The sequence below is a fragment of the Kitasatospora sp. NPDC001664 genome (assembly GCF_053596675.1).
The window spans coordinates 235,345-258,195 of the sequence record NZ_JBSFGS010000009.1; the positions used below are offsets into that span (position 1 = coordinate 235,345).

The 22,851-nt window shown below is 73.8% G+C and carries 22 protein-coding genes; 14 read left to right on the forward strand and 8 right to left on the reverse strand.

Going from position 1 to position 22,851, the window contains the following annotated elements:
- Nucleotides 1–25: 25 nt before the first annotated feature.
- A complete protein-coding gene (locus tag ACWCYY_RS15555; protein WP_345282107.1) occupies nucleotides 26–199 on the reverse strand; it encodes a hypothetical protein in 174 nt (57 codons plus the stop codon).
- A gap of 229 nt (nucleotides 200–428) precedes the next feature.
- Here ACWCYY_RS15555 and ACWCYY_RS15560 point away from each other — a divergent pair, with 229 nt between their 5' ends.
- Nucleotides 429–1,826 carry a helix-turn-helix domain-containing protein gene (locus ACWCYY_RS15560; protein ID WP_345282109.1) on the forward strand — a complete coding sequence of 466 codons (1,398 nt, stop codon included), beginning with the start codon at nucleotides 429–431 and terminating at the stop codon, nucleotides 1,824–1,826.
- Here ACWCYY_RS15560 and xseA read toward each other — a convergent pair.
- Nucleotides 1,817–3,028 (reverse strand): exodeoxyribonuclease VII large subunit, encoded by a 1,212-nt coding sequence (gene xseA, locus ACWCYY_RS15565; RefSeq protein WP_345282110.1) that lies wholly within the window; start codon nucleotides 3,026–3,028, stop codon nucleotides 1,817–1,819. The genes ACWCYY_RS15560 and xseA overlap by 10 nt on opposite strands.
- Before the next feature lie 357 nt (nucleotides 3,029–3,385).
- On the opposite strand from xseA, the gene ACWCYY_RS15570 reads away from it, so the two are divergent.
- Nucleotides 3,386–4,774 carry a TerD family protein gene (locus ACWCYY_RS15570; RefSeq protein ID WP_449796283.1) on the forward strand — a complete coding sequence of 463 codons (1,389 nt, stop codon included), beginning with the start codon at nucleotides 3,386–3,388 and terminating at the stop codon, nucleotides 4,772–4,774.
- Nucleotides 4,775–4,780: 6 nt separating this feature from the next.
- Here the strand turns inward: ACWCYY_RS15570 and ACWCYY_RS15575 are convergent, their stop codons facing one another.
- Nucleotides 4,781–6,124, reverse strand: coding sequence for an APC family permease (locus tag ACWCYY_RS15575; RefSeq protein WP_449796284.1), 1,344 nt, complete (start codon nucleotides 6,122–6,124; stop codon nucleotides 4,781–4,783).
- 85 nt (nucleotides 6,125–6,209) lie between these two features.
- Here ACWCYY_RS15575 and ACWCYY_RS15580 point away from each other — a divergent pair, with 85 nt between their 5' ends.
- Nucleotides 6,210–7,187 carry a 4-hydroxy-3-methylbut-2-enyl diphosphate reductase gene (locus tag ACWCYY_RS15580; protein WP_380149420.1) on the forward strand — a complete coding sequence of 326 codons (978 nt, stop codon included), beginning with the start codon at nucleotides 6,210–6,212 and terminating at the stop codon, nucleotides 7,185–7,187.
- Between the two features lie 95 nt (nucleotides 7,188–7,282).
- Nucleotides 7,283–8,023: a polyphosphate--glucose phosphotransferase gene (ppgK, locus tag ACWCYY_RS15585; protein WP_449796285.1), complete on the forward strand. Its 741-nt coding sequence runs from the start codon at nucleotides 7,283–7,285 to the stop codon at nucleotides 8,021–8,023.
- Between the two features lie 122 nt (nucleotides 8,024–8,145).
- On the opposite strand, the gene ACWCYY_RS15590 is transcribed toward ppgK, so the two are convergent.
- A complete protein-coding gene (locus ACWCYY_RS15590; protein WP_449796286.1) occupies nucleotides 8,146–8,784 on the reverse strand; it encodes a DUF6542 domain-containing protein in 639 nt (212 codons plus the stop codon).
- 99 nt (nucleotides 8,785–8,883) lie between these two features.
- On the opposite strand from ACWCYY_RS15590, the gene ACWCYY_RS15595 reads away from it, so the two are divergent.
- Nucleotides 8,884–9,264, forward strand: a complete 381-nt coding sequence (locus tag ACWCYY_RS15595) for a VOC family protein (RefSeq protein ID WP_345282122.1) — start codon at nucleotides 8,884–8,886, stop codon at nucleotides 9,262–9,264.
- A gap of 88 nt (nucleotides 9,265–9,352) precedes the next feature.
- Complete coding sequence (gene ychF, locus ACWCYY_RS15600; protein WP_345282124.1) at nucleotides 9,353–10,426, forward strand: redox-regulated ATPase YchF; 1,074 nt, start codon at nucleotides 9,353–9,355, stop codon at nucleotides 10,424–10,426.
- 86 nt (nucleotides 10,427–10,512) lie between these two features.
- Here the strand turns inward: ychF and ACWCYY_RS15605 are convergent, their stop codons facing one another.
- Entirely contained in the window at nucleotides 10,513–10,776 is a 264-nt protein-coding gene (locus ACWCYY_RS15605) for a type II toxin-antitoxin system RelE family toxin (protein ID WP_345282126.1), read from the reverse strand.
- Nucleotides 10,769–11,038 carry a type II toxin-antitoxin system Phd/YefM family antitoxin gene (locus ACWCYY_RS15610; protein WP_449796287.1) on the reverse strand — a complete coding sequence of 90 codons (270 nt, stop codon included), beginning with the start codon at nucleotides 11,036–11,038 and terminating at the stop codon, nucleotides 10,769–10,771. The genes ACWCYY_RS15605 and ACWCYY_RS15610 overlap by 8 nt, the downstream gene beginning before the upstream one ends.
- Before the next feature lie 389 nt (nucleotides 11,039–11,427).
- Between ACWCYY_RS15610 and ACWCYY_RS15615 the strand changes: the two genes are divergently transcribed.
- The 3 genes from ACWCYY_RS15615 to ACWCYY_RS15625 all read left to right on the forward strand — a co-directional run bounded on the left by ACWCYY_RS15615 (nucleotide 11,428) and on the right by ACWCYY_RS15625 (nucleotide 13,249).
- Nucleotides 11,428–12,009 (forward strand): excalibur calcium-binding domain-containing protein, encoded by a 582-nt coding sequence (locus ACWCYY_RS15615; RefSeq protein WP_449796288.1) that lies wholly within the window; start codon nucleotides 11,428–11,430, stop codon nucleotides 12,007–12,009.
- 65 nt (nucleotides 12,010–12,074) lie between these two features.
- The gene (locus tag ACWCYY_RS15620) at nucleotides 12,075–12,521 is read left to right on the forward strand and encodes a deaminase (RefSeq protein WP_449796289.1); all 447 of its coding nucleotides are present in this window, start codon (nucleotides 12,075–12,077) and stop codon (nucleotides 12,519–12,521) included.
- 74 nt (nucleotides 12,522–12,595) lie between these two features.
- Nucleotides 12,596–13,249 (forward strand): HAD-IA family hydrolase, encoded by a 654-nt coding sequence (locus ACWCYY_RS15625; protein WP_345282132.1) that lies wholly within the window; start codon nucleotides 12,596–12,598, stop codon nucleotides 13,247–13,249.
- Nucleotides 13,250–13,295: 46 nt separating this feature from the next.
- Here the strand turns inward: ACWCYY_RS15625 and ACWCYY_RS15630 are convergent, their stop codons facing one another.
- Nucleotides 13,296–13,877 carry a pyridoxamine 5'-phosphate oxidase family protein gene (locus ACWCYY_RS15630; RefSeq protein ID WP_345282134.1) on the reverse strand — a complete coding sequence of 194 codons (582 nt, stop codon included), beginning with the start codon at nucleotides 13,875–13,877 and terminating at the stop codon, nucleotides 13,296–13,298.
- 148 nt (nucleotides 13,878–14,025) lie between these two features.
- Here ACWCYY_RS15630 and ACWCYY_RS15635 point away from each other — a divergent pair, with 148 nt between their 5' ends.
- Nucleotides 14,026–14,844 (forward strand): methyltransferase domain-containing protein, encoded by an 819-nt coding sequence (locus tag ACWCYY_RS15635; protein ID WP_449796290.1) that lies wholly within the window; start codon nucleotides 14,026–14,028, stop codon nucleotides 14,842–14,844.
- A gap of 20 nt (nucleotides 14,845–14,864) precedes the next feature.
- On the opposite strand, the gene ACWCYY_RS15640 is transcribed toward ACWCYY_RS15635, so the two are convergent.
- The gene (locus tag ACWCYY_RS15640) at nucleotides 14,865–15,719 is read right to left on the reverse strand and encodes a DsbA family protein (RefSeq protein WP_449796291.1); all 855 of its coding nucleotides are present in this window, start codon (nucleotides 15,717–15,719) and stop codon (nucleotides 14,865–14,867) included.
- A gap of 392 nt (nucleotides 15,720–16,111) precedes the next feature.
- On the opposite strand from ACWCYY_RS15640, the gene ACWCYY_RS15645 reads away from it, so the two are divergent.
- The 4 genes from ACWCYY_RS15645 to ACWCYY_RS15660 all read left to right on the forward strand — a co-directional run bounded on the left by ACWCYY_RS15645 (nucleotide 16,112) and on the right by ACWCYY_RS15660 (nucleotide 22,497).
- Nucleotides 16,112–16,285, forward strand: a complete 174-nt coding sequence (locus tag ACWCYY_RS15645) for an SPOR domain-containing protein (protein ID WP_345282140.1) — start codon at nucleotides 16,112–16,114, stop codon at nucleotides 16,283–16,285.
- 23 nt (nucleotides 16,286–16,308) lie between these two features.
- Entirely contained in the window at nucleotides 16,309–16,698 is a 390-nt protein-coding gene (locus ACWCYY_RS15650) for a (deoxy)nucleoside triphosphate pyrophosphohydrolase (protein WP_425558577.1), read from the forward strand.
- Nucleotides 16,699–16,956: 258 nt separating this feature from the next.
- A complete protein-coding gene (locus ACWCYY_RS15655; RefSeq protein WP_345282144.1) occupies nucleotides 16,957–19,695 on the forward strand; it encodes a SpoIIE family protein phosphatase in 2,739 nt (912 codons plus the stop codon).
- A gap of 165 nt (nucleotides 19,696–19,860) precedes the next feature.
- The gene (locus tag ACWCYY_RS15660) at nucleotides 19,861–22,497 is read left to right on the forward strand and encodes a SpoIIE family protein phosphatase (protein ID WP_380149456.1); all 2,637 of its coding nucleotides are present in this window, start codon (nucleotides 19,861–19,863) and stop codon (nucleotides 22,495–22,497) included.
- The last annotated feature ends 354 nt before the right edge of the window (nucleotides 22,498–22,851 follow it).

Here is a 22,851-nt window from a genome sequence, read left to right on the forward strand (position 1 = left end):
GCTCCTCTCCTTGGTGCGGGGTCGGTCAGCAGCACCAAATCGGCGGGTCGAGCGGCGTGGGGGAGGGAGAGGGGCTGACCACCGTCGTGCTCTCGGTGCCGGAGCCCGCCGGCGGGGTTGCGGAGGCCCCGGGGGCGACCAGCAGCAGGCCGGCGACGGCGGCGGCGATCAGGGCGGCGGGGACGAAGATCCTGGGCATGGCTACTCGGCTGCCTTCGCTGAACTCGACTACTGTTGACTCAGGTAGTCAATCGCGCGTGACAGACGTTGTCAATCAACTCGCGGGGCGACTCCACTCTGCGCGGTGTACTTAACGAAGCCTGCGGATCCTCTTGGTTGTGGCTGGTAGATTCTGTAAAAACGACAGTCAAGCGGGCACACTCCCTCATAGGCTGGCCCTCGGGTCACAACCAGGCGACCGGAGAACCATGGAGCAAGCACGAAGCGCAGCGAGCGGCATCGGGAAGCGGCTCCGCGAGCTACGCCAGAAGAAGGGGCTGAACCAGCAGGACCTCGCTTCGGCGGACCTGTCGGTCAGCTACGTGTCGCTGATCGAGACGGGCAAGCGGGTGCCCTCCGAGGCCGTGATCCAGGCGCTCGCCGAGCGGGTCGGCTGCTCGGCGGAGTACCTGCGGACCGGGCGTGACGACGCCAGGGTGCACGAGCTGGAGCTGAAGATCGCCTTCGGCGACATGGCGATGCGCAACGGATCCAACGGCGAGGCGCTCCAGGCCTACAGCGAGGCGCTGGCCGCCGCGCCGTTCCTCGGCGAGGCGATGCTCCGCCGGGCGCGGATCGGGCAGGCGCTGGCGATGGAGAAGATGGGGCGGCTGGAGGCCGCGATCCAGTTGCTCACCGCCCTGTTCGACGACACGGGTACGGTGCCCGGCTCGGCCGAGTGGGCCCAGCTCGCGGTCGCGCTCTGCCGCTGCTACCGGAACGCCGGGGACCAGACGCTCAGTGTCGAGGTCGGCGAGCGGGCCATGCGGACCCTGGACACGCTCGGCCTGGACATCACCGACGACCACATGCAGATCGGCTCCACCCTGATCAGCTGCTACTACCAGCGCGGTGACCTGACGCAGGCCCACCTGCTCGCCAACCGGCTGATCAACGCGGCCGAGAACACCGGCTCCCGGGTGGCCCGCGGTGTCGTCTACTGGAACGCGGCGCTGGTCGCCAACTCCCAGGGGCGTACCAAGGAGGCGCTCACGCTCACCGAGCGGGCGCTGATGCTGCTGGCCGAGACCGACAACACCCGGCACCAGGCGATGCTGAAGAGCGCCTACGCCAGCCTGCTGTTGGACTCCGAGGAGCCGGATCTGGAGCGCGTCAGGGCGCTGTTGGCCGAGACCCACCGGGCCTTGCTGGAGGTCGGCACCGCCGCCGAGCAGGCGGGCAGTGAGGCCCAGCTCGCCCAACTGGCGCTGCACAGCGGTGAACCCGAGCAGGCCCTGGTGCACGCCGACCGATCGCTCGGCCTGCTGCGCAACGACTCCCAGGAGCAGGCCGCCGCGACGCGGGTGCTGTTGGCCCGGGCGCAGCTCCAGACCGGTGAGGCGGCCGAGGCAGAGAAGACACTGCGCTCGGTGGTCCGCCGGCTCGGGCAGCTCCCGGTCACCCGGGCCACCGCCGGGGTCTGGCGCAACGCCGGTGACCTCTGGCGGTTGATGGGACGTCAGGACCAGGCGATGGAGGCGTACGAGAAGGCCCTCGCCCAGCTCGGCCTGCGCGGCCTGCCCGCCTCGGCCACGGCCCCGGCCTTCGTGGCGGACCGAGGTTGGGCCGGGCCGTCGGCGGCCGACCCCGGCCGGTCTCAGTCCTGATCCACCGTCACCTCGAAGGCGCCCTCGGCCACCCGGGCGTGCAGCCGCTCGCCGGCCGCCAGCGCCGCCGGGTCGGTGACCACGTGTCCGTCGGCCCGTTGGAGCACCGCGTAGCCGCGCTCCAGCGTGGCCAGCGGGGAGAGCGCCACCACCCGGGCCAGGGTGTGCCCGAGGTCGGAGCCGGCCGCGTCCAGCCGGTGGCCGAGCACCCGCCGGGCCCGCCCGACCAGCTGGGCCACCTCCTCGGCCGGCCCGTCCACCAGGCGGTGCGGGGCGGCCAGCACCGGGCGGCTGAGCACCCCGGCCAGCCCCGCCCGCTCGCGCTCGACCCGCTGGACGACGTGCCGCCGGGCCCGGTCCCGCAGCTGGTGCACCCGGGCCAGCTCCTCGCCCACGTCGGGAACGACCCGCTTGGCGGCGTCGGTCGGGGTGGAGGCGCGCAGGTCGGCCACGAAGTCCAGCAGCGGTTGGTCCGGCTCGTGCCCGATCGCGCTCACCACCGGCGTGCGGGCCGCCGCCACCGCCCGGACCAGGCCCTCGTCGGAGAACGGCAGCAGGTCCTCCACGCTGCCGCCGCCCCGGGCCACCACGATCACGTCCACCTCGGGGTGCTCGTCCAGCTCCCGGACCGCCGCCGTCACCTGCGCCACCGCGCTGACGCCCTGCACCGGCACGTTGCGCACCTCGAAGCGGACGGCCGGCCAGCGGCGGCGCGCGTTCTCCAGCACGTCCCGCTCGGCGGCCGAGCCGCGGCCGGTCACCAGGCCGATGCAGTGCGGCAGGAACGGCAGCCGCTTCTTCCGCTCGGCGTCGAACAGGCCCTCGGCGGCCAGCTCCCGCTTCAGGTGCTCCAGCCTCGCCAGCAGCTCGCCCAGCCCGACCAGGCGGATCTCGGTCGCCCGCAGCGAGAGGGTGCCGCGCGCCACGTACCACTCGGGCTTGGCGTGCACCAGGATCCGTGAGCCCTCGCGGACGTCCTCGGCCACCTGCTCGAAGACCTGCCGGAAGCAGGTCACGGTCAGCGAGACGTCCCGGTCCGGGTCACGGAGCGTCAGGAACACCACCCCGGCGCCGGGCCGGCGGCTCAACTGGGTGATCTGCCCCTCCACCCAGACCGCCCCCAGCCGGTCCACCCAGCCGCCGATGAGCGCGGACACCTTGCCGACCGGGATCGGCGCCTCGGGTGAGCTGCTGTTCGCCATACCGACGAGGCTATCCCCGCCCACCGACGCGGTCCGGCCCCGGAGGGGCCATCAGGGGCGCGAGGCTCTGCTGATCTGCGGCTCCGCCGCGGGGCGCGAGCACGGAAGGCGGACCGGCGTTGGATCGGGGCATGCGAGCCAGTTGCACGTGGTGCCGTTCCCCCGCGCCGAGGCCGCCGCACGTGCAACTGGCTGACGTGTCCTCAGCCACTGGCGGGTCGCCTCCCGCCTCGCGCAGTTCCCCGCGCCCCCGGCATCGCCCCGTACGTTCCCCGCGCCCTTGACGACTGCCGCCCCTGCCCGGAGGGCCTAGGCTGGCCGGACGACGGGGTGTCAACTGCGGGGAGTGGCGAGGCGATGGCGATCTCCAAGGGCGCGAACGTGCCGGTGGCGGCGGCCGAGGTGCGGGTCGAGCTGGGGTGGCGCGCCGGGCCGGGCGTGCCGGACGCCGACGCCTCGGCGCTGCTGCTCTCCGGCGGCCGGGTCCGTTCCGACGCCGACTTCGTCTTCTACAACCAGCCGCAGGACCTCTCCGGCGCCGTCCGCCACAACGGCAAGCAGCAGCTCCCGGACGGCTCCGTCCTCGACGGCCTGACGGTCCGTCTGCCCGGTCTGGACCCTGCCGTCGAGACGGTGGTGCTCGCCGCCTCCAGCGACGGCGGCCCGTTCGGCGCCCTGCCCGGGCTGTACCTGCGCCTGCTCGATGCCGCGACCGGCGCCGAACTGGTCCGCTTCGAGGACACCGGGGCCAGCACCGAGACCGCCTTCGTGCTCGGCGAGCTCTACCGCCGCGGCGAGGGCTGGAAGTTCCGCGCGGTCGGCCAGGGCTACGACTCCGGCCTGGCCGGCCTGGCCACCGACTACGGCATCCAGGTGGACGAGGCCCCCGCCCCGGCCCCGGTGAGCACCCCCGCCGCCCAGCCGGCCCCTGCCCCGTACCCGCCGCAGCCGTCGGCCCCGTACCCGGCTCAGCCCCCGGCCCCGCCGGCTCAGCCCCCGGCCCCGCCGGCCCAGCCCCCGGCCCCGTACCCGGCTCAGCCGCCCGCTCAGCCGCCCGCCCCGGCCCCGCTGAACTTCTCCAAGATCACCCTCACCAAGGAGGCCCCCAAGCTCTCGCTGCGCAAGCACGGCGCGACCGGCGGCCTGCTCCGGGTGAACCTCAACTGGGCGGTGGCGGCCGCCCCGGCGGCCCCGGCCGGGCAGCCGCAGAAGAAGTCCGGCGGCTGGCTGGCCAAGCTGCGCGACGCGACGCAGGGGTCCAACGCGCTGGCCGGCCGCGACCTCGACCTGGCCTGCCTGTGGCAGCTGCGGGACGGCAGCGCGGGCATCGTCCAGGCGATCGGGCAGCGCTTCGGCGGCCTGCACGAGCCGCCGTTCGTCCAGCTGGCCAACGACGACCGGACGGGCGCGGTGGCCACCGGCGAGGACCTCTGGATCAACCTCGACCGCTCCGCCGAGATCCAGCGCCTGCTGGTCTTCGCCTTCGCCTTCGACGGCCGCCCGCTCAACGGGTTGAACGGCCTGGCCACGCTCTTCCCGGCCTCCGGGGTGCCGGTCGAGCTCCCGCTGGACGGCTGCGACTTCCCGGCCACCAGCTGCGTGGTCGCCCTGCTGGAGAACGACGGCGAGGGCCTGGTGGTGCACCGCGAGGGCCGCTGGTTCCAGGCCACCCCGCAGATGTCGAACCACCAGATGATCGACCAGGCCTACGGCTGGGGCCTCAGCTGGAGCGCCGGCTCCAAGTAGCCCTGCTCACCCCCGCCGCCGGACCGCCGGACTCTGCACCACCAGTACCACCAGCCCCACCGCGAACCAGGTCGCCCCGACCCACTGCGCGGTGCTGGACGCCTCGACCAGCACCCAGCCGATCACCGCCATGCCCAGCAGCGGCACCAGCAGGTGGCGGAACCAGTCCCGGGACGAGCCCTTGACGGTGTACCAGCCGATCACCGAGGCGTGCAGCAGGCCGAAGGCGCAGAGCGCGCCGACGTTCACCACCGAGGTCAGCTGGTCCAGCCCGTCGTCCCGGCTCGCCGCCCAGACCGCCGCGACCAGGGTCACCACGGCCGCGGTCAGCAGCGCCCGCCGCGGCACCGCCGTCCGGGGGTCGACGGCCGCCAGCACCCGGGGGAGCCGCCCCTCCCGGGCCATCGCGAACAGCAGCCGCCCGGCCGCCGCCTGCCCGGCCAGCGCCGCGAAGGCCGCCCCGACCGCCTTGCTGGCCGCCACCAGGGTCTGCAGCCAGTGCCCGATCGAGGCGTCCACGGTGTCGTAGAAGGCCGAGCCCTGCGCCGCCGGGTCGGCGGCCAGCTGATCCGGCGTCACCGGGCTGAGCAGCGCCGCCAGGTAGGTCTGCGCGACGAACAGCACCCCGGCCAGTGCCAGGCACCACAGCACCGCCCTGGCCACCGCGGCCGAGGCGCCCACCGCCTCCTCCACGAAGGAGGCGATCGCGTCGAAGCCCAGGTACGACAGCACCGCCACGCTGACCGCCGCCATCACCGCCGTGAGCGAGAAGCCGCCGATCCCGGTCAGCGGGCTCAGCCAGTCCCGCTCGGCCCCGTCCCGGGCCAGCACCACCACGGCCGAGACCACGAAGACCGCCAGCACCACCAGCTCCAGCGCCAGCACCGCGAGGCCGACCGCCGCGGCCGTCCGCACCCCGAGCAGGTTGAGCGCGGTGGTGACCAGCACCGCGAGCGCCGTCCAGACCCAGCGGGAGACCTCCGGGACCAGCGAGTTGAGCGCGATCCCGGAGAAGAGGTAGGCGACCGCCGGGATCAGCAGGTAGTCCAGCATCGCCATCCAGCCGGCCACGAAGCCCCAGCCCTCCCCGAGCCCGGCCCGGGCGTAGGCGAAGACCGAACCGGCCCTCGGCACCGCCCGGACCATCTGCGCGTAGCTGTACGCGGTGAACCCCATGGCCACGGTGGCCGCCAGGTAGACCGCCGCCACCGCGCCGTGGCTCTTGGCGTCCAGCACCCCGAACACGCCGACCGGCGCCATCGGGGCGATGAACAGCAGCCCGTAGACCATCAGATCCCGGACGCCGAGGCTCCTGCGCAGCTCGCCCGGCCGTTCAGCCTGCTCACTCATGCTCAGATTTGAACACTTTTGCCGGTTCTGCTCCGGTATCCGGGTGCCGTCGGCGCGGCCCCCGCACGCCCGTACCATGGTTCGCATGTCCAACTCTGCGCAGCGCCGTGTCCTGCTCGCCGCCCCCCGGGGCTACTGCGCGGGCGTCGACCGCGCCGTCATCGCCGTGGAGAAGGCCCTGGAGCAGTACGGGGCCCCGATCTACGTCCGCAAGGAGATCGTCCACAACAAGTACGTGGTGCGGACCCTGGAGAAGCAGGGCGCGATCTTCGTGGACGAGACCGAGGAGGTCCCCGAGGGCTCGATCGTGGTCTTCTCCGCCCACGGCGTCGCCCCCTCCGTCCACGACGAGGCCAAGGAGGGCAAGCTCGCCACCATCGACGCCACCTGCCCCCTGGTCACCAAGGTGCACAAGGAGGCCGTCCGCTTCGCCGACGAGGACTACGACATCCTGCTGGTGGGCCACGAGGGCCACGAGGAGGTCATCGGCACCATGGGCGAGGCGCCCGACCGGATCCACCTGGTCGACGGCGCCGAGGACGTGGCCAACGTCAAGGTCCGCGACGAGTCCAAGGTCGTCTGGCTCTCCCAGACCACCCTCTCGGTGGACGAGACGATGGCCACCGTCGGCGAGCTCAAGAAGCGCTTCCCGCTGCTGGTCAGCCCGCCCAGCGACGACATCTGCTACGCCACCCAGAACCGCCAGGTCGCCGTCAAGCAGCTCGCCCCCGAGGCCGACCTGCTGATCGTGGTCGGCTCCAAGAACTCCTCCAACTCGGTCCGCCTGGTCGAGGTCGGCCTGGAGTACGGCGCCAAGGCCGCCCACCTGGTGGACTTCGCCGACGAGATCGACGAGGCCTGGCTGGAGGGCGTCGAGACCGTCGGCCTCACCTCCGGCGCCTCCGTCCCGGAGATCCTGGTCGACGGCGTGCTGGCCTTCCTGGCCGAGCGCGGCTACGCCGACGTGCAGACCGTCCGCACCGCCGAGGAGCACCTGGTCTTCTCGCTCCCCAAGGAGCTCCGCCGCGACCTGCGCGCCGAGGCCGCCGGCAAGCTGGCGTAGTACGTCCGCCCGCCCCCGGTCGTAGCGCGAACCGCCACCGCCGCCCTTAGGTTGGTTGTCCACAGGCCTGTGGACTCACTCCCTGGAGGGCGACGGTGGCGGCGGTTTTCGGTGTGGACATCGGTGGTTCGGGCATCAAGGGCGCCCCGGTCGACCTGACCGGGGGTCAGCTCGCGGAGGAGCGGCACAAGGTGCTGACGCCTCAGCCCTCCACCCCCGAATCGGTGGTCGCCGCCGTCCACGAGGTGGTCTCCCACTTCGGCCACCGGGGCCCGGTCGGCCTCACCTTCCCCGGGGTGGTGGTCGACGGCCGCATCCAGACCGCCGCCAACGTCTCCAAGGACTGGATCGGCCTCGACGCGGCCGGGCTCTTCCGGGAGAGCCTCGACCTCCCCTGCACCGTCCTCAACGACGCCGACGCGGCCGGCCTCGCCGAGGTCCGCCACGGCGCCGGGCGGGACCGCTCCGGCGTGGTCCTGGTCCTCACCTTCGGCACCGGCATCGGCAGCGCCCTCTTCTCCGACGGCGTCCTGGTCCCCAACACCGAACTCGGCCACCTCGAACTGCGCGGCAAGGACGCCGAGCGCCGAGCCTCCTCGGCCGCCCGGGAGCGCCACGAACTCAGCTGGGCCGACTGGGCGGTCCGGGTCGACGAGTACCTCGACCTGGTGGAGAAGCTCTTCTCCCCGCAGCTGATCGTGATCGGCGGCGGGGTCAGCCGCAAGCACGACAAGTTCCTCCCCCTCCTCGCCGACCGCTCCGCCGAGGTCGTCCCGGCCGTCCTGCGCAACGACGCCGGCATCGTCGGCGCCGCGATGGCGGCCGCAGCGGGGTAGCTTCGGGGCGAAAGTGGCCACCCCGGGGGCGCGAGGAACTGCGCGCTGCGGAAGGCGACAACCCGTCACTCAGGCGCGGACAAGCACCTGCAAGTGCTGCCTCGCCGTGACCTGACGCACCCTCAAGAGGCCCGCCGCGCCCGCCTGATCCGCCGCTGCGCCAGGAACCGCGCGGCCACGATCACCGCCGCCAGCCCCGTCCCGGTGAACAGCCACCCCGCCCGCAGCGCCAGCCCGCTCGCCAGCCCCACCACCTGCCCGGTCACCCCCGGCGCCGCCACCGGTTCGAGGACCAGCAGCGCCACCGCGAACGCGATCGGCCCGCTGATCGGTGCCGCGGGCAGGTCCGCCAGCCGTACCCGCACGGCGAGTTGGAAGCACACCGCGACGTAGCCGAGCCCGAACAGCACCCCGAGCCCGCCGAACACCAGCCGGTCCGCCCCGGCCGCCACCAAGGTCCCGACCAGGGCCAGCAACCCCGTCCCGACGGCGGTCAGCCGGGCCGGCGGTCCGCTCCTCCCGCCGTTGGCCCCGCTGCCGTTGCCACCTCCGCCCCGCGCCCGGGCGGCCAGCCGCAGCGGCAGCCGGAGCGGCCCGCCGCTCCGGGGCCCGGTGCCCCTCGTCCCACCGCCCCTCGACTCGGGGGAACCGGAGGGTCCCGGTACGGCGGCCCCGCCCGGACCGCTCGGCGGTCGGCGTCTGGGCCCTGGCGGCTGGGTTCGGATGCTCTGCTCCACCCGCCCAACGTACGGTCGGATCATCGCCACAGTGTGTAATGGCGCGGCGACCTCCCACCGTGTCCCCGAACGGAGTAGTGTGCGGGCCGTTCGTGATCGTTCGTTGCCCAACGGGGAGGCAGCATGACCGAGTTCGGGTTCGCCCGTCTGCACCACGTCCAGCTGGACGTGCCGAAGGGCTCCGAGGAGACCTGCCGCGCCTTCTGGGGCGGGGTGCTCGGACTGACCGAGCTGCCCAAGCCCCCGGTCCTGGCGGCCCGCGGCGGCTGCTGGTTCGGCGGCGGCGGGGTGGAGGTCCACCTCGGCGCGGTCGGCGAGCACCAGGCCTCGCCCAAGGCCCACCCCGGCTTCCTGATCACCAACCTGGACGCCCTCGCCGCCCGCCTCGCCGAGCACGGCCACCCCGTGACCTGGGACGACAACTTCCCCGGCTACCGCCGCTTCCACTCCGCCGACCCCTTCGGCAACCGCCTGGAGTTCCTGGAGCCCGCCCCCTCGGCCTGAGGTCCCCCTCCCACGGGCCCGTAGACTGGGGGATCGGTCCGGCCCGTCCGGTCCGCTCCACGCCCTCCAAGCCCCGGGACATCGCTTCATGTCGCTCACGATCGGAATCGTCGGCCTGCCGAACGTCGGCAAGTCGACCCTGTTCAACGCCCTGACCAAGAACGACGTGCTGGCGGCCAACTACCCGTTCGCCACCATCGAGCCCAACGTCGGCGTCGTCGGCGTCCCGGACCCGCGCCTGCAGAAGCTGGCCGAGATCTTCGGCTCCCAGAAGATCCTCCCGGCCACCGTCGACTTCGTCGACATCGCCGGCATCGTGCGCGGCGCCAGCGAGGGCGAGGGCCTGGGCAACAAGTTCCTCGCCAACATCCGCGAGTCGGACGCCATCTGCCAGGTCATCAGGGCGTTCAGCGACCCGGACGTCGTCCACGTCGACGGCAAGGTCTCGCCCAAGGACGACATCGAGACCATCAACACCGAGCTGATCCTCGCCGACCTCCAGTCGATCGAGAAGGTCCTCCCCCGCCTGGAGAAGGAGGCCCGCCTCAAGAAGGACACCGTGGCCGTCCTCGCCGCGGCCAAGGAGGCCCAGGCCATCCTGGAGACCGGCAAGACCCTCTTCGAGGCCGGCTTCGACATCTCCCTGGTGCGCGAGCTCCACCTCCTCACCGCCAAGCCCTTCCTCTACGTCTTCAACGTGGACGAGGACGAGCTGGCCGACGAGGACTTCAAGGACGCCCAGCGCGCCCTGGTCGCCCCCGCCGAGGCCATCTTCCTCAACGCCAAGATCGAGTCCGAGCTGATCGAGCTCGACGACGCCGAGGCCCTCGAGCTCCTCCAGTCCATGGGCCAGGAGGAGCCCGGCCTGGCCACCCTCGGCCGCGTCGGCTTCGACACCCTCGGCCTGCAGACCTACCTGACGGCCGGCCCCAAGGAGACCCGGGCCTGGACCATCAAGAAGGGCGCCACCGCCCCCGAGGCCGCCGGTGTCATCCACACCGACTTCCAGAAGGGCTTCATCAAGGCCGAGGTCATCTCCTTCCACGACCTGGTCGAGACCGGCTCCATCGCCGAGGCCCGCGCCAAGGGCAAGGCCCGCATCGAGGGCAAGGAGTACGTCATGCAGGACGGCGACGTCGTGGAGTTCCGCTTCAACGTCTAGTCCAACGTGGTGTCGAGAAGGGGCCGGGCTCGGTGGAGCCCGGCCCCTTCGTCGTCGTGGACGTTCTGACGCGGGGTCAGCGGCGATCAGGTTCCGTAGACGGTGGACCGGCGCCCCACGTGAACCACCCAGACGACCAGTTCCCCGTTGTCGACCGTGTAGACGACGCGGTAGTCGCCGACTCGCAGGCGGCGACGGTCGGGCCGGGACACCAGGGCGGTGGTGTTGAAGCCGAACGGGTCGGATTCGAGCTCGGTCAGCTTGGCCAGGATGCGCAGGGCCACGTCGCGGGGGATCTTCCGGAGCTCGGCCTGGGCTTCGGGGCGGAAGACGGTTCGGTACTCACTCACCGCGCGCCAGGGTCTCCCTCATGACGTCCTCGAGCGGGATACCGGGTGCGGGGTTGGCCATGCGCTCGTCGATGATCCGGTTGATCTCGCGCTCCTCCCACTCCTGGTACTTGCGCAGCACCTCGATGGAGACGACGGCGGCGACTTCCTTGCCGCGGCGCGTGATCACGGTGGGCACGTCGTCCCGGTCCGCGCGCTCCACGACCTCGGCCAGATGCGCGCGCACGTCGCGGATGGACTCTATGGGCAGTGGCTGCGTCATGCGCCCAAGCGTACCGAGTGTCCCATGTGTACACAACGGCCTCGCGCACTGGCGGGCGGCCAACCTCGCCGCGGTCGCGCGTGCACGGACCGAAGGGCCGGTGGGTGTCGGTGCACGGCGCACGGTTCGGAGCGCCCGTGCCGGACTCGGTGTGGCGGAGGACGATGGGCGGTGGAAGCCCGCCACGGTCCGTCGGACCGGCCGGCGGTCGGCGCGTGGGCGGCTCGGAGGGCGTGATGCGTCGGCGTCCGTTGATGGCAGTCGCGGTGCTGGCCCTGGGGATCGGGCTGGCTGCCTGTGACGGATCCTCACCCGAGGGGCAGTCCGTGGCCGGTGGCAGGACCTCGGCCTCCCGGTCAGCGACGACCGCTCCCACGGAGGTGGTGACGGTGACCGAGCGGCCCACCGTCACGGCGACGGCCACCGAACTGGTGACCGCCACCGCCACCGCCACCGCCACCGCCACCGCCACCGCGACTGTGAGCGCGAGTGCCAGGGCGGGCAGCACCGCCAGGACCGTCGCGTCGCCGACCGCCGTCGGGCCGTCGGCGCGGGCCGTGGTGGAGCGGTACTACGCGGCGATCAACGCCCGGGACTGGCAGACCGCCTGGGAGCTGGGCGGTCGCAACCTGGCCCGGAGCTACCCGGCATTCGTGGCGGCCTTCGACGGCCTGCTGGCGGACGACCTGACAGTGCTGTCCAGCAACGGCTCGACGGTCGCGATGAGCCTGGTGGCGTTCCAGACGGACGGGACCGCAAAGCTCTTCGAGGGCACCTACATCGTCCGGGACGGAGTGATCACCGGTGCGGAGGTGCGGCAGACCGGTGGGTGGGCGGCGGTCCGGTACTGGCGCAGCTGTGCCGAGGCGGAGCGGGCAGGGGCCGGGCCGTTCCTGGCCGGGCAGCCCGGCTACCGGCCGGGGCTGGACGGGGACGCGGACGGTGTCGCCTGCGAGTGGAACGACCGGTGAGCCGGGGTGACGTACGGTGAGCCGCGCGGTGCCGGCGGGGTGCGCGCGGTGGAGGAGGCAACAGGGTGAAGACGGATCTGGAGTGGCTGGCGCGGGCGGTGGAGTTGTCGCGGAAGTGTCCGCCGTCGGAGACCGCGTTCTCGGTGGGGGCGGTGATCGTCGGTGCGGACGGCGAGGTGCTGGCGGAGGGGTACAGCCGGGAGACGGCGCCGCACGACCATGCGGAGGAGGCGGCGCTGGCGAAGTTGGCGGTGGGGGACGAGCGGCTGCGCGGGGCGACGGTGTACAGCTCCTTGGAGCCGTGCGGGGAGCGGGCCTCGCGGCCGCGGACCTGTGCGGAGCTGATCGTGGCGGCGGGGGTGCCGCGGGTGGTGGTGGCCTGGCGGGAGCCGGACCTGTTCGTGACGGCGTGTCAGGGGACGGCGCTGCTGGAGGCGGCGGGCGTCGAGGTGGTGGAGCTGCCGGAGCTGGCGGCGGAGGCGCGGGCGGTGAACGCGCACCTGTTGGGGTGAGGACGGGGGATGTGTGGTCGTATGCCCGGGTTTTGTAGCCTGGGGGTACGTACACCCGTTCGGAGGAGTTTCCGATGCCCGTGACCCTGCCCGCCCGCGCCCTGCTGCTCGACATGGACGGCACGCTGGTCAACTCCGAGGCGGCGGTCGAGCGTTGCTGGCGTCGCTGGGCGGCGGAGCACGGCATCGACGGTGACCACGCGATGAGCGTGGTGCACGGCCGGCAGGGGCACCTGTCGATGTCGATCCTGCTGCCGGAGCGCCCGATGGAGGAGAACCTCGCGGACAACCGGCGGATGCTGGCCGAGGAGACCGCGGACGTCGACGGCGTGGTGGAGGTGCCGGGGGCGGCGGTCTTCCTGGCCGCGCTGGCGGGGCGGCCGCACGCGCTGGTGACCTCGGCGGACGAGGTGCTGGCCCGGGCCAGGATGGGTGCGGCGGGGCTGCCGCTGCCGGAGCTGATGGTGACGGCCGAGTCGGTGGGGGCCAGCAAGCCGGACCCGGAGGGCTTCCTGAAGGGGGCGGCCGGGCTCGGGGTCGACCCGGCGGACTGCGTGGTGTTCGAGGATTCGGAGGCCGGCGTCCAGGCGGGGAAGGCGGCCGGGATGCGGGTGGTCGGCGTGGGCCCGCGCGCGGCCGCCTTCGGGCCGACGGTGCACGTGGACACCCTGGAGCAGGTCCGGGTGGTCGCGGCGGCGGACGGCGGCCTGGTGCTCGAGATCGGATGAGGGGCGGAGCGGGGCGCCGCCCGGGGAGGCCCGGGCGGCGAAGGGTTCACGGCCGGGGCGGCAGCGGCATCGGGAGGGCGGGCAGCCCGTCCACGCTGACCGGCACGTAGGGCTTGCCCTCGCAGTAGACCGCGAACTCCTCGTCCGTCTTGCGGTCGAAGTACTGGGCGTGCAGCGCGCGGTCCTCGCGGAAGTCCATCAGCGGGACGGCGAAGCCGCAGGAGTCGCTGACCCGGGTGGCGTGCACCAGGACGATCGCGCGCAGCGCGCTGCCGTCGGCCTCCGGCGGGAAGTGGCCGAGCAGTTCGGCGAAGCGCGGGTCGTCGCGGAAGACCGGCTCGCCCCGGCCGTGCACCCGCACCACGGTGGGCGGGCCGTCGAAGGCGCACCACATCAGGGTGATCCGGCCGTTCTCCCGCAGATGGGCGATGGTCTCGGCGGTGGAGCCGCCGAAGTCCAGGTAGGCCAGGGTGAGTTCGTCGATGATGGCCAGGGTGCCGGAGCGGCCCTTGGGGGAGAGGTTGACGTGCCCGTCGGCCGCGAGCGGGGCGGTGGCCGTGAAGAAGACCGGCTGGGCCTCGATGAACTTCCGCAGGCGGCCGTCGATGCGTTCGTATGTCTTTCCCATGGCTCCGATTCTCGCGAAATCGCCTGCCAGGGGCCAGGGCTTACGAGGCCTGTCTCAGGATGAGAGAAAGAACTTCTCGGAGGGCGAGACGGTGTCGTACGCTCGCCACGGCGGCTGACCGGTCGCCCGGAGTCGAGGGGGACCTCCCGTGAGTGACCGTCAGAACGCCTACACCCACGGCCATCAGGAGTCGGTGCTGCGCTCGCACCGCTCCCGCACGGCCGCCGATTCGGCGGCCTACCTGCTGCCCGAACTCCGGCCCGGCCAGAGGCTGTTGGACATCGGGTGCGGTCCCGGGACGATCACCGCGGACCTGGCCCGGCTGGTCGGCCCCGAGGGTCGGGTGGTGGCGGTGGACCGTGAGCCGCAGGTGCTGGCCGAGGCGGCCGCCCACGCGGCGGAGCAGGGGCTGGGCAACATCGTCTTCGAGACCGCCGACGCGCACCGACTGCCGTACGCGGACGGGGAGTTCGACGTGGTGCACGCGCACCAGGTGCTGCAGCACGTGGCCGACCCGGTGGCGGTGCTGCGCGAGCTGCGCCGGGTGACGGCGCCGGGCGGGGTGGTGGCGGTCCGGGACGCGGACTACGCGGCGATGGCCTGGTACCCCGAACTGCCCGAGCTGGACGAGTGGTTGGCGCTCTATCGGCGGATCGCCCGGGCCAACGGCGGCGAGCCGGACGCGGGCCGCCGGCTGACCGCCTGGGCCCGGGAGGCCGGCTTCACCGAGCTGGCCGCCTCCACCGCGACCTGGACCTTCGCCACTCCGGAGCGGCGCGAGTGGTGGGGCGGCACCTGGGCGGAGCGCACCGAGGGGTCCGCCACCGCCGCGACGGCGGTCGGGCGGGGGTTCGCGAGTGCGGAGGACCTGGCGCGGATCGCCGAGGGCTGGCGTCGCTGGGCGGCCGAGCCGGACGGCTGGTTCGCGGTGCTGCACGGGGAACTGCTGGCCCGCAAGGAGAGGTAGGGCGAGGTGGCGCCGGAGGGTCAGAGCTGGACGCCGGCCCGCTCCAGCACCTCGGCGAAGGCCGCCCGGTCGTAGCGGGAGCCGTCGGTGATCCGCTGCCCGTCCACCACCACGGTCGGCGTGCTGCCGACCCCGGACTGCTCGAAGGCGTGCTCGGCGGCCGAGGCCCAGCTCCGGTGGGCCATGCCCTCCACCGCCCGGTCGAAGGTGTCGCTGCGCAACCCCGGGACACCGGAGGCGAGTTCGAGCAGGAACCGGTCGGTGAAGACGTCGGTCCGCTCCTCGGCCGCCTGGTTGGCGAACAGCGCGGCGTGGTACTCCGGGAACTTCCCGGCCTCCAGCGCGGCCCGGGCGGCGTTCACCGCCTTCACCGAGCCCTCGCCGCCGAGCTTGCCGTCCAGGAAGGAGGCCAGGGTGTACTCGATCCGCAGCTCGCCCTTGGCCGCGGCCGAGGCCAGCAGCTCGCCCGCCGCCGCCTCGAACTTCGCGCAGTAGGGGCAGCGGAAGTCGGCGTAGACCTGCACGGTGTGCCGGGCGTCCGGGTCGCCGACCACCACCGTGGTGCCGTCCGCCCCGAGCCGGGCCGGGAGTTGGGAGAGCGTGGTCGCCTCGGCGGCGGGCAGCGCCTTCGGCTGGACGGTGGTCCGCTCGCCGGCGACCGAGGACGACTGCCCCTCGGCGGCCCCGCCGCACCCGGCCAGACTGACGGCGAGCAGCCCGGCGGCGAACGAGCCGGCCAGCACCCGGCGGCGGCGCGGCATCCGGCCGCGGGCCGGCCCGGCGGGCACGTCGGCTGCCCCGCCGGTGGGCCCGCCAGCGGGCACGTCGGCGAGTGCTTCGGCGGGCGCGTCGGCGGGGACAACGGGTGCGGGCATGGGGCGCTCCTCTCTGGCCGGAGGCCCGGGGGAGCGGGCCTCCGTGCCTGTGACGCTAGTGAGCCCCCGGCCGTCGGAGCAGAGGCGCAGGGCCCGCACCCGGCCAGACCTTGGTCCCTGCGGGGGTGGGGCGGCCGGGGCGGGAGCGGCGCGAGGGGAGCCCGTGGTCCGGCTGACGCCCGCTCAGCCCGTACCGCTTACCTCCCGTTAACCGCCGCCGTACCCACCGGTAGCAGTCGGCTCGTAGCGTTCGCGGAGCACCACGCCCCGGTCCGCCCCCCACCGGACCGGGGCGCCCGCCCGACGTCAGCCGCCCACCGCCCACGCCCACCGCCCACGCCCCACCACCCGCCCGTGGTGCCGCCCGCGCGGCGCTCGTTAGGGTGAGGCCCATGGGGAGCGAGGGCGCGGGTGGCGGTACGCACCGGGTGATGCGGCAGGACGACAACGGCAACCGGGCCCTGGTCGCCAAGGGACTGACCCGGCCGGAGGCCGAGGCGCTGGCGGAGGAGTTCGAGGCCCGGGGGCACAAGCAGCTGTACTGGGTCGAGCCGGACGGTCAGTAGGGTCGGTGCCCATGGAGAAGCCCATGGACATCCGGATCGTCGTCGGCGGGGCCCTCGTCCACCGCGGGCGGGTGCTGGCCGCCCGGCGCAGCGCGCCCGCGGCGGTCGCGGGCTACTGGGAGTTCCCCGGTGGGAAGGTCGAGGCGGGGGAGACCGAGGAGCAGGCGCTGGAGCGCGAGCTGCGCGAGGAGCTGGGCGTCGAGGCCCGCGCCCTCGGCCGGCTGCCCGGCAGGTGGCAGGTGCGCCCCGGGCTCGAACTGCGCCTGTGGACCGCCGAGCTGATCGAGGGTGAGCCCCGCCCGCTGGAGGACCACGACGAGCTGCGCTGGCTCGGCCCGGCCGAGCTGGACCAGGTCACCTGGCTGGAGCACGACCGCGAGGTGCTGCCCCACCTCGCCGCCCTGCTGGCCTGATGGCCGCCCGCCCCGCCCTGCCCCGTCCCGCCCTGCCCCGTCCCGCCCCGGCCGCCCTGCTGGCCTGAGGGCGGGTCAGCGTGGCCGGCCGCACCGCCGACCTGACACACCCCGCCCCCGTACCGGTACCGCCTGACGACCCGTCCGTTGGGCCAGGTAGGCCAATCGGACAAGCCGCCTCGCTCCCCGGGGTAGCCTGGGCGTTCTGATGGGTATGTCACTTTTCGGCGGTATTCGTCACCATAGGTGAGGCGGTCGGTGTCGAGCACGGGATTCGGCGAGGGCGAGCAGCCGTCGGCTGACGGCGCCGCACGGCGCGGGCTGAGCGGCTCCCCGCGCCCCCGGAGCATCGGCAGTGCCTCGGCCCGGGCCCGGCTCCGCCGTCTGACGCCCAAGCGCTCCGCGGCGGACCGGCCGCAGCACCTCCTCCAGCCCCCGTCGGCCCCGGCCGACCCCCGACTGGGCGGCGTCCGCGGCGCGCCGAGCGCCCCGTACCCGGGCGGGCCCGGCACCGACCGGCGGCCCCGGGTCGGCGAGCGCCCCGAGGGCAGCCTCTTCGACGTGGTGAAGGTGGCCATCGCGATCCTGGACACCGCGGGCCGGGTGGTGCTGTGGAGCCCGGCCGCCGAGGAGCTGCTCGGCTGGCCGAGCGAGCTGCTGGTGGGCCGGAGGATCGAGGAGTTGATGGAGGATCAGGACCTGGTCCTCCGGGTGAAGGCGGCGATCCAGGAGACCCTGCGCACCGGCCGCTGGCACGGCTGGACCCAGCTGCGCCACCGGGACGACGGCGAAGTCCCGGTGGAGGCGCGGATCTCCCTGCTGGTGGACGGCGACGGCACCCCGTTCCTCCAGGTGGCGCTGGCCGAGGCGGCCACCCTCCAGGCGGTGGAGCACGACCTGGCGGTCCGGGACGCGCTGTTCGAGCAGTCCCCGCTGGGCATCGTGATCCTGGACACCGAGCTGCGCTACACCGCGGTCAACCGGACCATGGCCGAGATGAACGGCCTGCCGCCCGAGGAGCACGTCGGCCGCACCACCGGCGAGACGCTGCCCGAGCGGGCGGCGGACGAGATCACCGCGATCCAGCGCCAGGTGCTGGCCACCGGCGAGCCGGTGGTGGACGTCACGCTGGCCTCGCCGGTGACGGCCCGTTCGGGCTTCCGCTCGATCTCCTACAGCCGGATGACCGACCGGGCCGGCCGGGTGCTGGGCATCTCCGGCACCGTGATGGACGTGACCGAGCGGTACCGCGCGGTGGCCAAGGTGGAGCACGCCCGCCGCCGGCTCTCGCTGCTGAACGAGTTCGGCTCCCGGGTCGGCGACCTGCTGGACGCCGGCCGGATCGCCCAGGAGCTGGCCACCGCGGTGGTGCCCCGGCTGGCGGACTACGCGGCGGTGATCCTGCTGCAGGCGGTGGCCCACGGCGACGACCTGCCCCGGCACGGCCACGACCGACGCACCTCGCTGCTCCAGCTCGGCACCGCCGCCGTGCAGGACTCCTCCGAAGTGGAGGTGATGCTCCGCCGGGGAGCCCGGATCACCTTCGCCGAGGACTCCGCCTTCGGCCGGGTGCTCCGCACCGGTGTGCCCGAACTCCTCTCCAACCCGGAGGAGTTGAGCGACCTCACCTACCCGGGCGACCCCAAGGTGCAGGCCGCCCACGACCTCGGCGTGCACTCCCGGCTGGTGGTCCCGCTGCGCGCCCGCGGCATCGTGATCGGCCTGCTCGCGGTGAGCCGGGCCGGCTACCGCGAGGGCTTCGACCGGGACGACCTGGCCTTCACCGTGGAGCTCGCCGACCGGGCCGGCAGCTCGCTGGACAACGCCCGGCTGTACGCCCGCGAGCGGACCGCCGCGCTGACCCTGCAGCGCACCCTGCTGCCCCAGCAGGTGCCGCAGCCCGCCGGGGTCGAGGTGGCCTACCGCTACGTGCCCGGCAGCAGCGGCACCGAGGTCGGCGGCGACTGGTTCGACGTCATCCCGCTGCCCGACGGCCGCACCGCGCTGGTGGTCGGCGACGTGATGGGCCACGGCCTGCGGGCCGCCGCCACGATGGGCCGGCTGCGCACCGCGGTCCGCACCCTGGCCGGGCTCGACCTGCCGCCGGAGATCCTGCTGCGGCACGTCCACGAGCTGGCCGACGACCTGGCCCAGGGCCCGGACGAGGCGCTGCTCGCCACCTGCGTGTACGCGGTCTTCGACCCGGCCACCCGGCGACTGGTGGCGGCCAAGGCCGGGCACATCCCGCCGGTGCTGGTGGTGCCCAAGGAGCCCGGCGAGGAGCCGGTCCGCACGGGCGGCCCGCTGCTCGGCGGCGTCGGCCAGGTGCTCGACCTGCCCTCCGGCGCCCCGCTCGGGGTGGGCGGGGTGCCCTTCGAGTCGATCGAGCTGGACATCCCCGAGGGCAGCCTGCTGGCGCTGTGCACCGACGGTCTGGTGGAGTCCCGGGACAAGGACCTGGACGTCGGCCTCGGCCGGCTGCTGACCGTGCTGGAACAGCCCTACCCGTCGATCCAGCAGGCCTGTGAGGCGGTGCTCGACACCATGGAGCAGGGCCGGGAGCCGGACGACGTGGCGCTGCTGGTGGCGCGGCTGAGCCGGGGTCAGTCCGGCACCCCCACCGCGGGCTGGACCCTCCCCGCGGAGCCCACCGCCGTCTCCCGGGCCCGCCGGCTGGTCCGTGGCGCGCTGACCGACTGGGGGGTGGAACACCTCACCGACACCGCCGAGTTGCTGGTCAGCGAACTGGTCACCAACTCGGTCCGGTACGCCTCGGCGCCGATCGGGGTCCGGCTCACGCTCGGCGACACCCTGCTGGTGGAGATCTCCGACCCGCTGCCCGATCCGCCCCGCGAGCGGCACGCCGCCGAGGCCGACGAGGGCGGCCGCGGCCTGGAGTTGGTACGCCGTCTCGCTCTGCGCTGGGGCGCGCGCGCCGAGGGCATGGGGAAGGTCGTCTGGTTCGAGCTCGACCCCATGGACGACCACCTCGGCTGACCGGATCCGGCGACCGGGCATCGTCGCAGGTGATCGCGGTGGAGCGGGCCGGAGGAGACCCGCTCCCGGGGCGGTTCGAACAGGCGCTCCCGGGTAAGGGGGACGGGGAAGCGGAAGGCTGAGCCGTTTTGTGATGTTGGGGGCGTGTGCGCCCGCCCCCGGATGATGAATACTCGGTGTTCTCGACATCCGGATGGGCGCGGGTTGGAGGGGATCGGACCGTTGAACAGCATCCCGGCGTGGAAGACGTCGAGCGGCAGCGGCCATGCGGCCGTGCCCGGTCAGCCGAGCGGTGGTGCGGGCAGCGGTGCGGCGGGCGTCGCCGGTCCGAGAAGCGGCGTGCACGCGGGTCCCTCGCTGGGCGGCCGCCCGGCCGACGACTGGGACGTCCAGGGCAAGGCCGGTTCGATCTACGACTACATCCGGGTCGCCACCTTCGCGATCGGCCCGGACGGCCGGATCACCCAGTGGAGCGGCCGCGCGGCCGAGTTCTTCGGCGTCCCCGCCGAGGAGGCGGTCGGCACCGACCCGGTCACCACCCTGATGCCCCGTGAGCTCTGGCAGCGCGGCCGGGCCCGGATGGAGGCCATCCTCTCCGGCGAGGAGTGGGTCGGCACCGCCCCGTACAAGGACGCCACCGGCGCCGAGGGCCTGGCCGAGCTCTACGTGATGCCGGACAGCGGCACCCCCGGCGGCGCCACCTGCCTGGCCGTGGACCTCGGCCGGCTGCGCCGGATCGAGACCGACCTGGCCGCCTCCGAGGCGGTCTTCGGGCAGACCCCGACCGGCTTCTTCCTCTTCGACAACGAGCTGCGCCTCCAGCGGGTCAACCAGGCCTTCGCCACCGCCGTGGGCCTGCCCGCCTGCGAGCTGCCCGGCCTCTCCCCGTACGACCTCTTCCTGCCCGGCGAGGCCGACCGGCTGATGGTCGCCCTGCGCAAGGTGCTCGGCGGCGGCGGGCCCATCGTCGACCTGCGGTTCACCGGCGCGGTCCCGCGCACCGCCACCGTGCAGTCCCGGGACGGCGGCCGCCGCTGGGCCATCTCGCTCTACCGGCTGAACGGTGCCAACGGCCACCCGATGGGCGTGGCCGGCCAGGTGCTGGACGTGACGAGCCGTCACATCGCCGAGCGGGAGGCCGCCGGAGTGCGCCGCAGCCTGGCGCTGCTCAACGAGGCCTCCACCCACATCGGCTCCACCCTCGACCTGGAGACCACCGCCAAGGAGCTGCTGGACGTGATCGTCCCGCAGTTCTGCGACCTGGCCACCGTCGACCTGTACACCGCCCTGCTCTCCGGCGACTCCGGCCCGACCGCCGGGCCCGGCGCCTCGGACGGCTCCGGCGAGCTGCGCCGGGTGGCCGTCTCCAGCGTGGTCGGCGGCGCCTCCAGCGTGCTGGGCGCCGAGGGCGCCGTCCCGGTCGCCGAGGCCGGCGGCTCGCTCTGTTACCCCCGCCGCTCCCCGCACGCCCGGGCCCTGCGCACCGGCCGCAGCGTCGTCCCGCAGCCCGGCCCGGACCCGCTGCTGCGCTCCACCCTGGTGGTCCCGCTGGTCGCCCGTGACCAGGTGCTCGGCCTGGTCCAGCTCTCCCGCGCGATCGGCAGCGAGCCCTTCGACGCCCGGGACGTGGCGATCGCCGAGGAGCTGGTCGCCCGCGCCGCCGTCTGCGTCGACAACGCCCGGCTCTACCGCCGCGAGCACGAGCGCGCGCTGATCCTCCAGCGCAGCCTGCTACCCCCGGGCAAGCCGGCCGCCAGCGGCCTGGAGATCGCCCGCCGCTACCTGCCCAGCAACAACAACACCGAGGTCGGCGGCGACTGGTTCGACGTCATCCCGCTGCCCGGCAGCCGCACCGCGCTGGTGATCGGCGACGTGATGGGCCGCGGCCTGCGGGCCGCCGTCGCGATGGGCCAACTCCGCACCGCCGTCCGCACCCTGGCCATGCTCGACCTCGACCCGGCCGAGGTGCTCTCCGCCCTGGACGAGATCGCCCGCGGCCTCGGCGGCGAGCCCACCGTGCCCGGCGAGGAGGTCGAGGTCTACCTCGCCACCTGCGTCTACGCGGTCTACGACGCCGTCAAGCAGCGCTGCGTCTTCGCCAACGCGGGCCACCTGCCGCCGGTGCTGCTCGCCCCCGACGAGCCGGCCCGGATGCTGGAGGTGCCGCCCGGCCTGCCGCTCGGCGTCGGCGGCGAGCCCTTCGAGGAGGTCGAGGTCACGCTGCCGGACGGCGCCGTGCTCGGCCTCTACACCGACGGCCTGGTGGAGTCCCGCAAGCACCAGCTGGACGAGGGCCTGCGGGCCTTCCGGACGGCCCTCAACGGCGGCTCCCGCGAGCTGGAGCGGCTCTGCGACGAGGTGCTGGACGAGCTGATCCCCCATCACGGCGAGGACGACATCGCGCTGTTGATGGCCAAGGTCCAGGCGCTCCCCGAGGACTCGGTGGGCGACTGGAGGCTCCCCGCCGAGCTCACCTCCGTCGGCAAGGCCCGCGAGCTCGCCTGCTCCTGGCTGCTGGTGCGCGGTCTGGACGAGCTGGTGGACACCACCGAGCTGCTGGTCAGCGAGCTGGTCACCAACGCGCTGCGGCACGGCCACGGCGAGATCCGGCTCCGGCTGCTGCGCGACCGCACCGTGGTCTGCGAGGTCTGGGACGACGGCTACGCCCAGCCCCGCCAGCGCCGCGCCCAGGAGACCGACGAGGGCGGCCGCGGCCTCCAGCTGGTCAGCCTGCTGGCCGAACGCTGGGGCAGCCGCCGCACCCCCAAGGGCAAGATCGTCTGGTTCGAGCTGGCCCTCTGACACGCCGCCACGCCCCGGCGCTCCACCGCAGGCCCCCGGGCCCGCTCGGCGGCGACCTCGGCCCGGGTGGACGGCTCCGGACCGGTGGCGCGGCTCCGGACCGGCGGGTGCCCGAGCGAGCCGGTGATCGCTCGCCCGACCACGTTGAACAGCACGCCAACGGCAGGGGAAGAACGGCGGCCGATCCGGGACCGGGCCCGTACGGGCCTGCCCGTTTCGGCCTCGCTGCGGGGTTCCACGTACCATAGGAGGAAGCCGTGGCATGTCGTGCCCCGGCGGGTGGACCGGTAGTAGCAGGCGGGGTCTGACGCAGCCGGGCGCCGCAACCCACGATTCCGGGAGAATCCGCTCAGC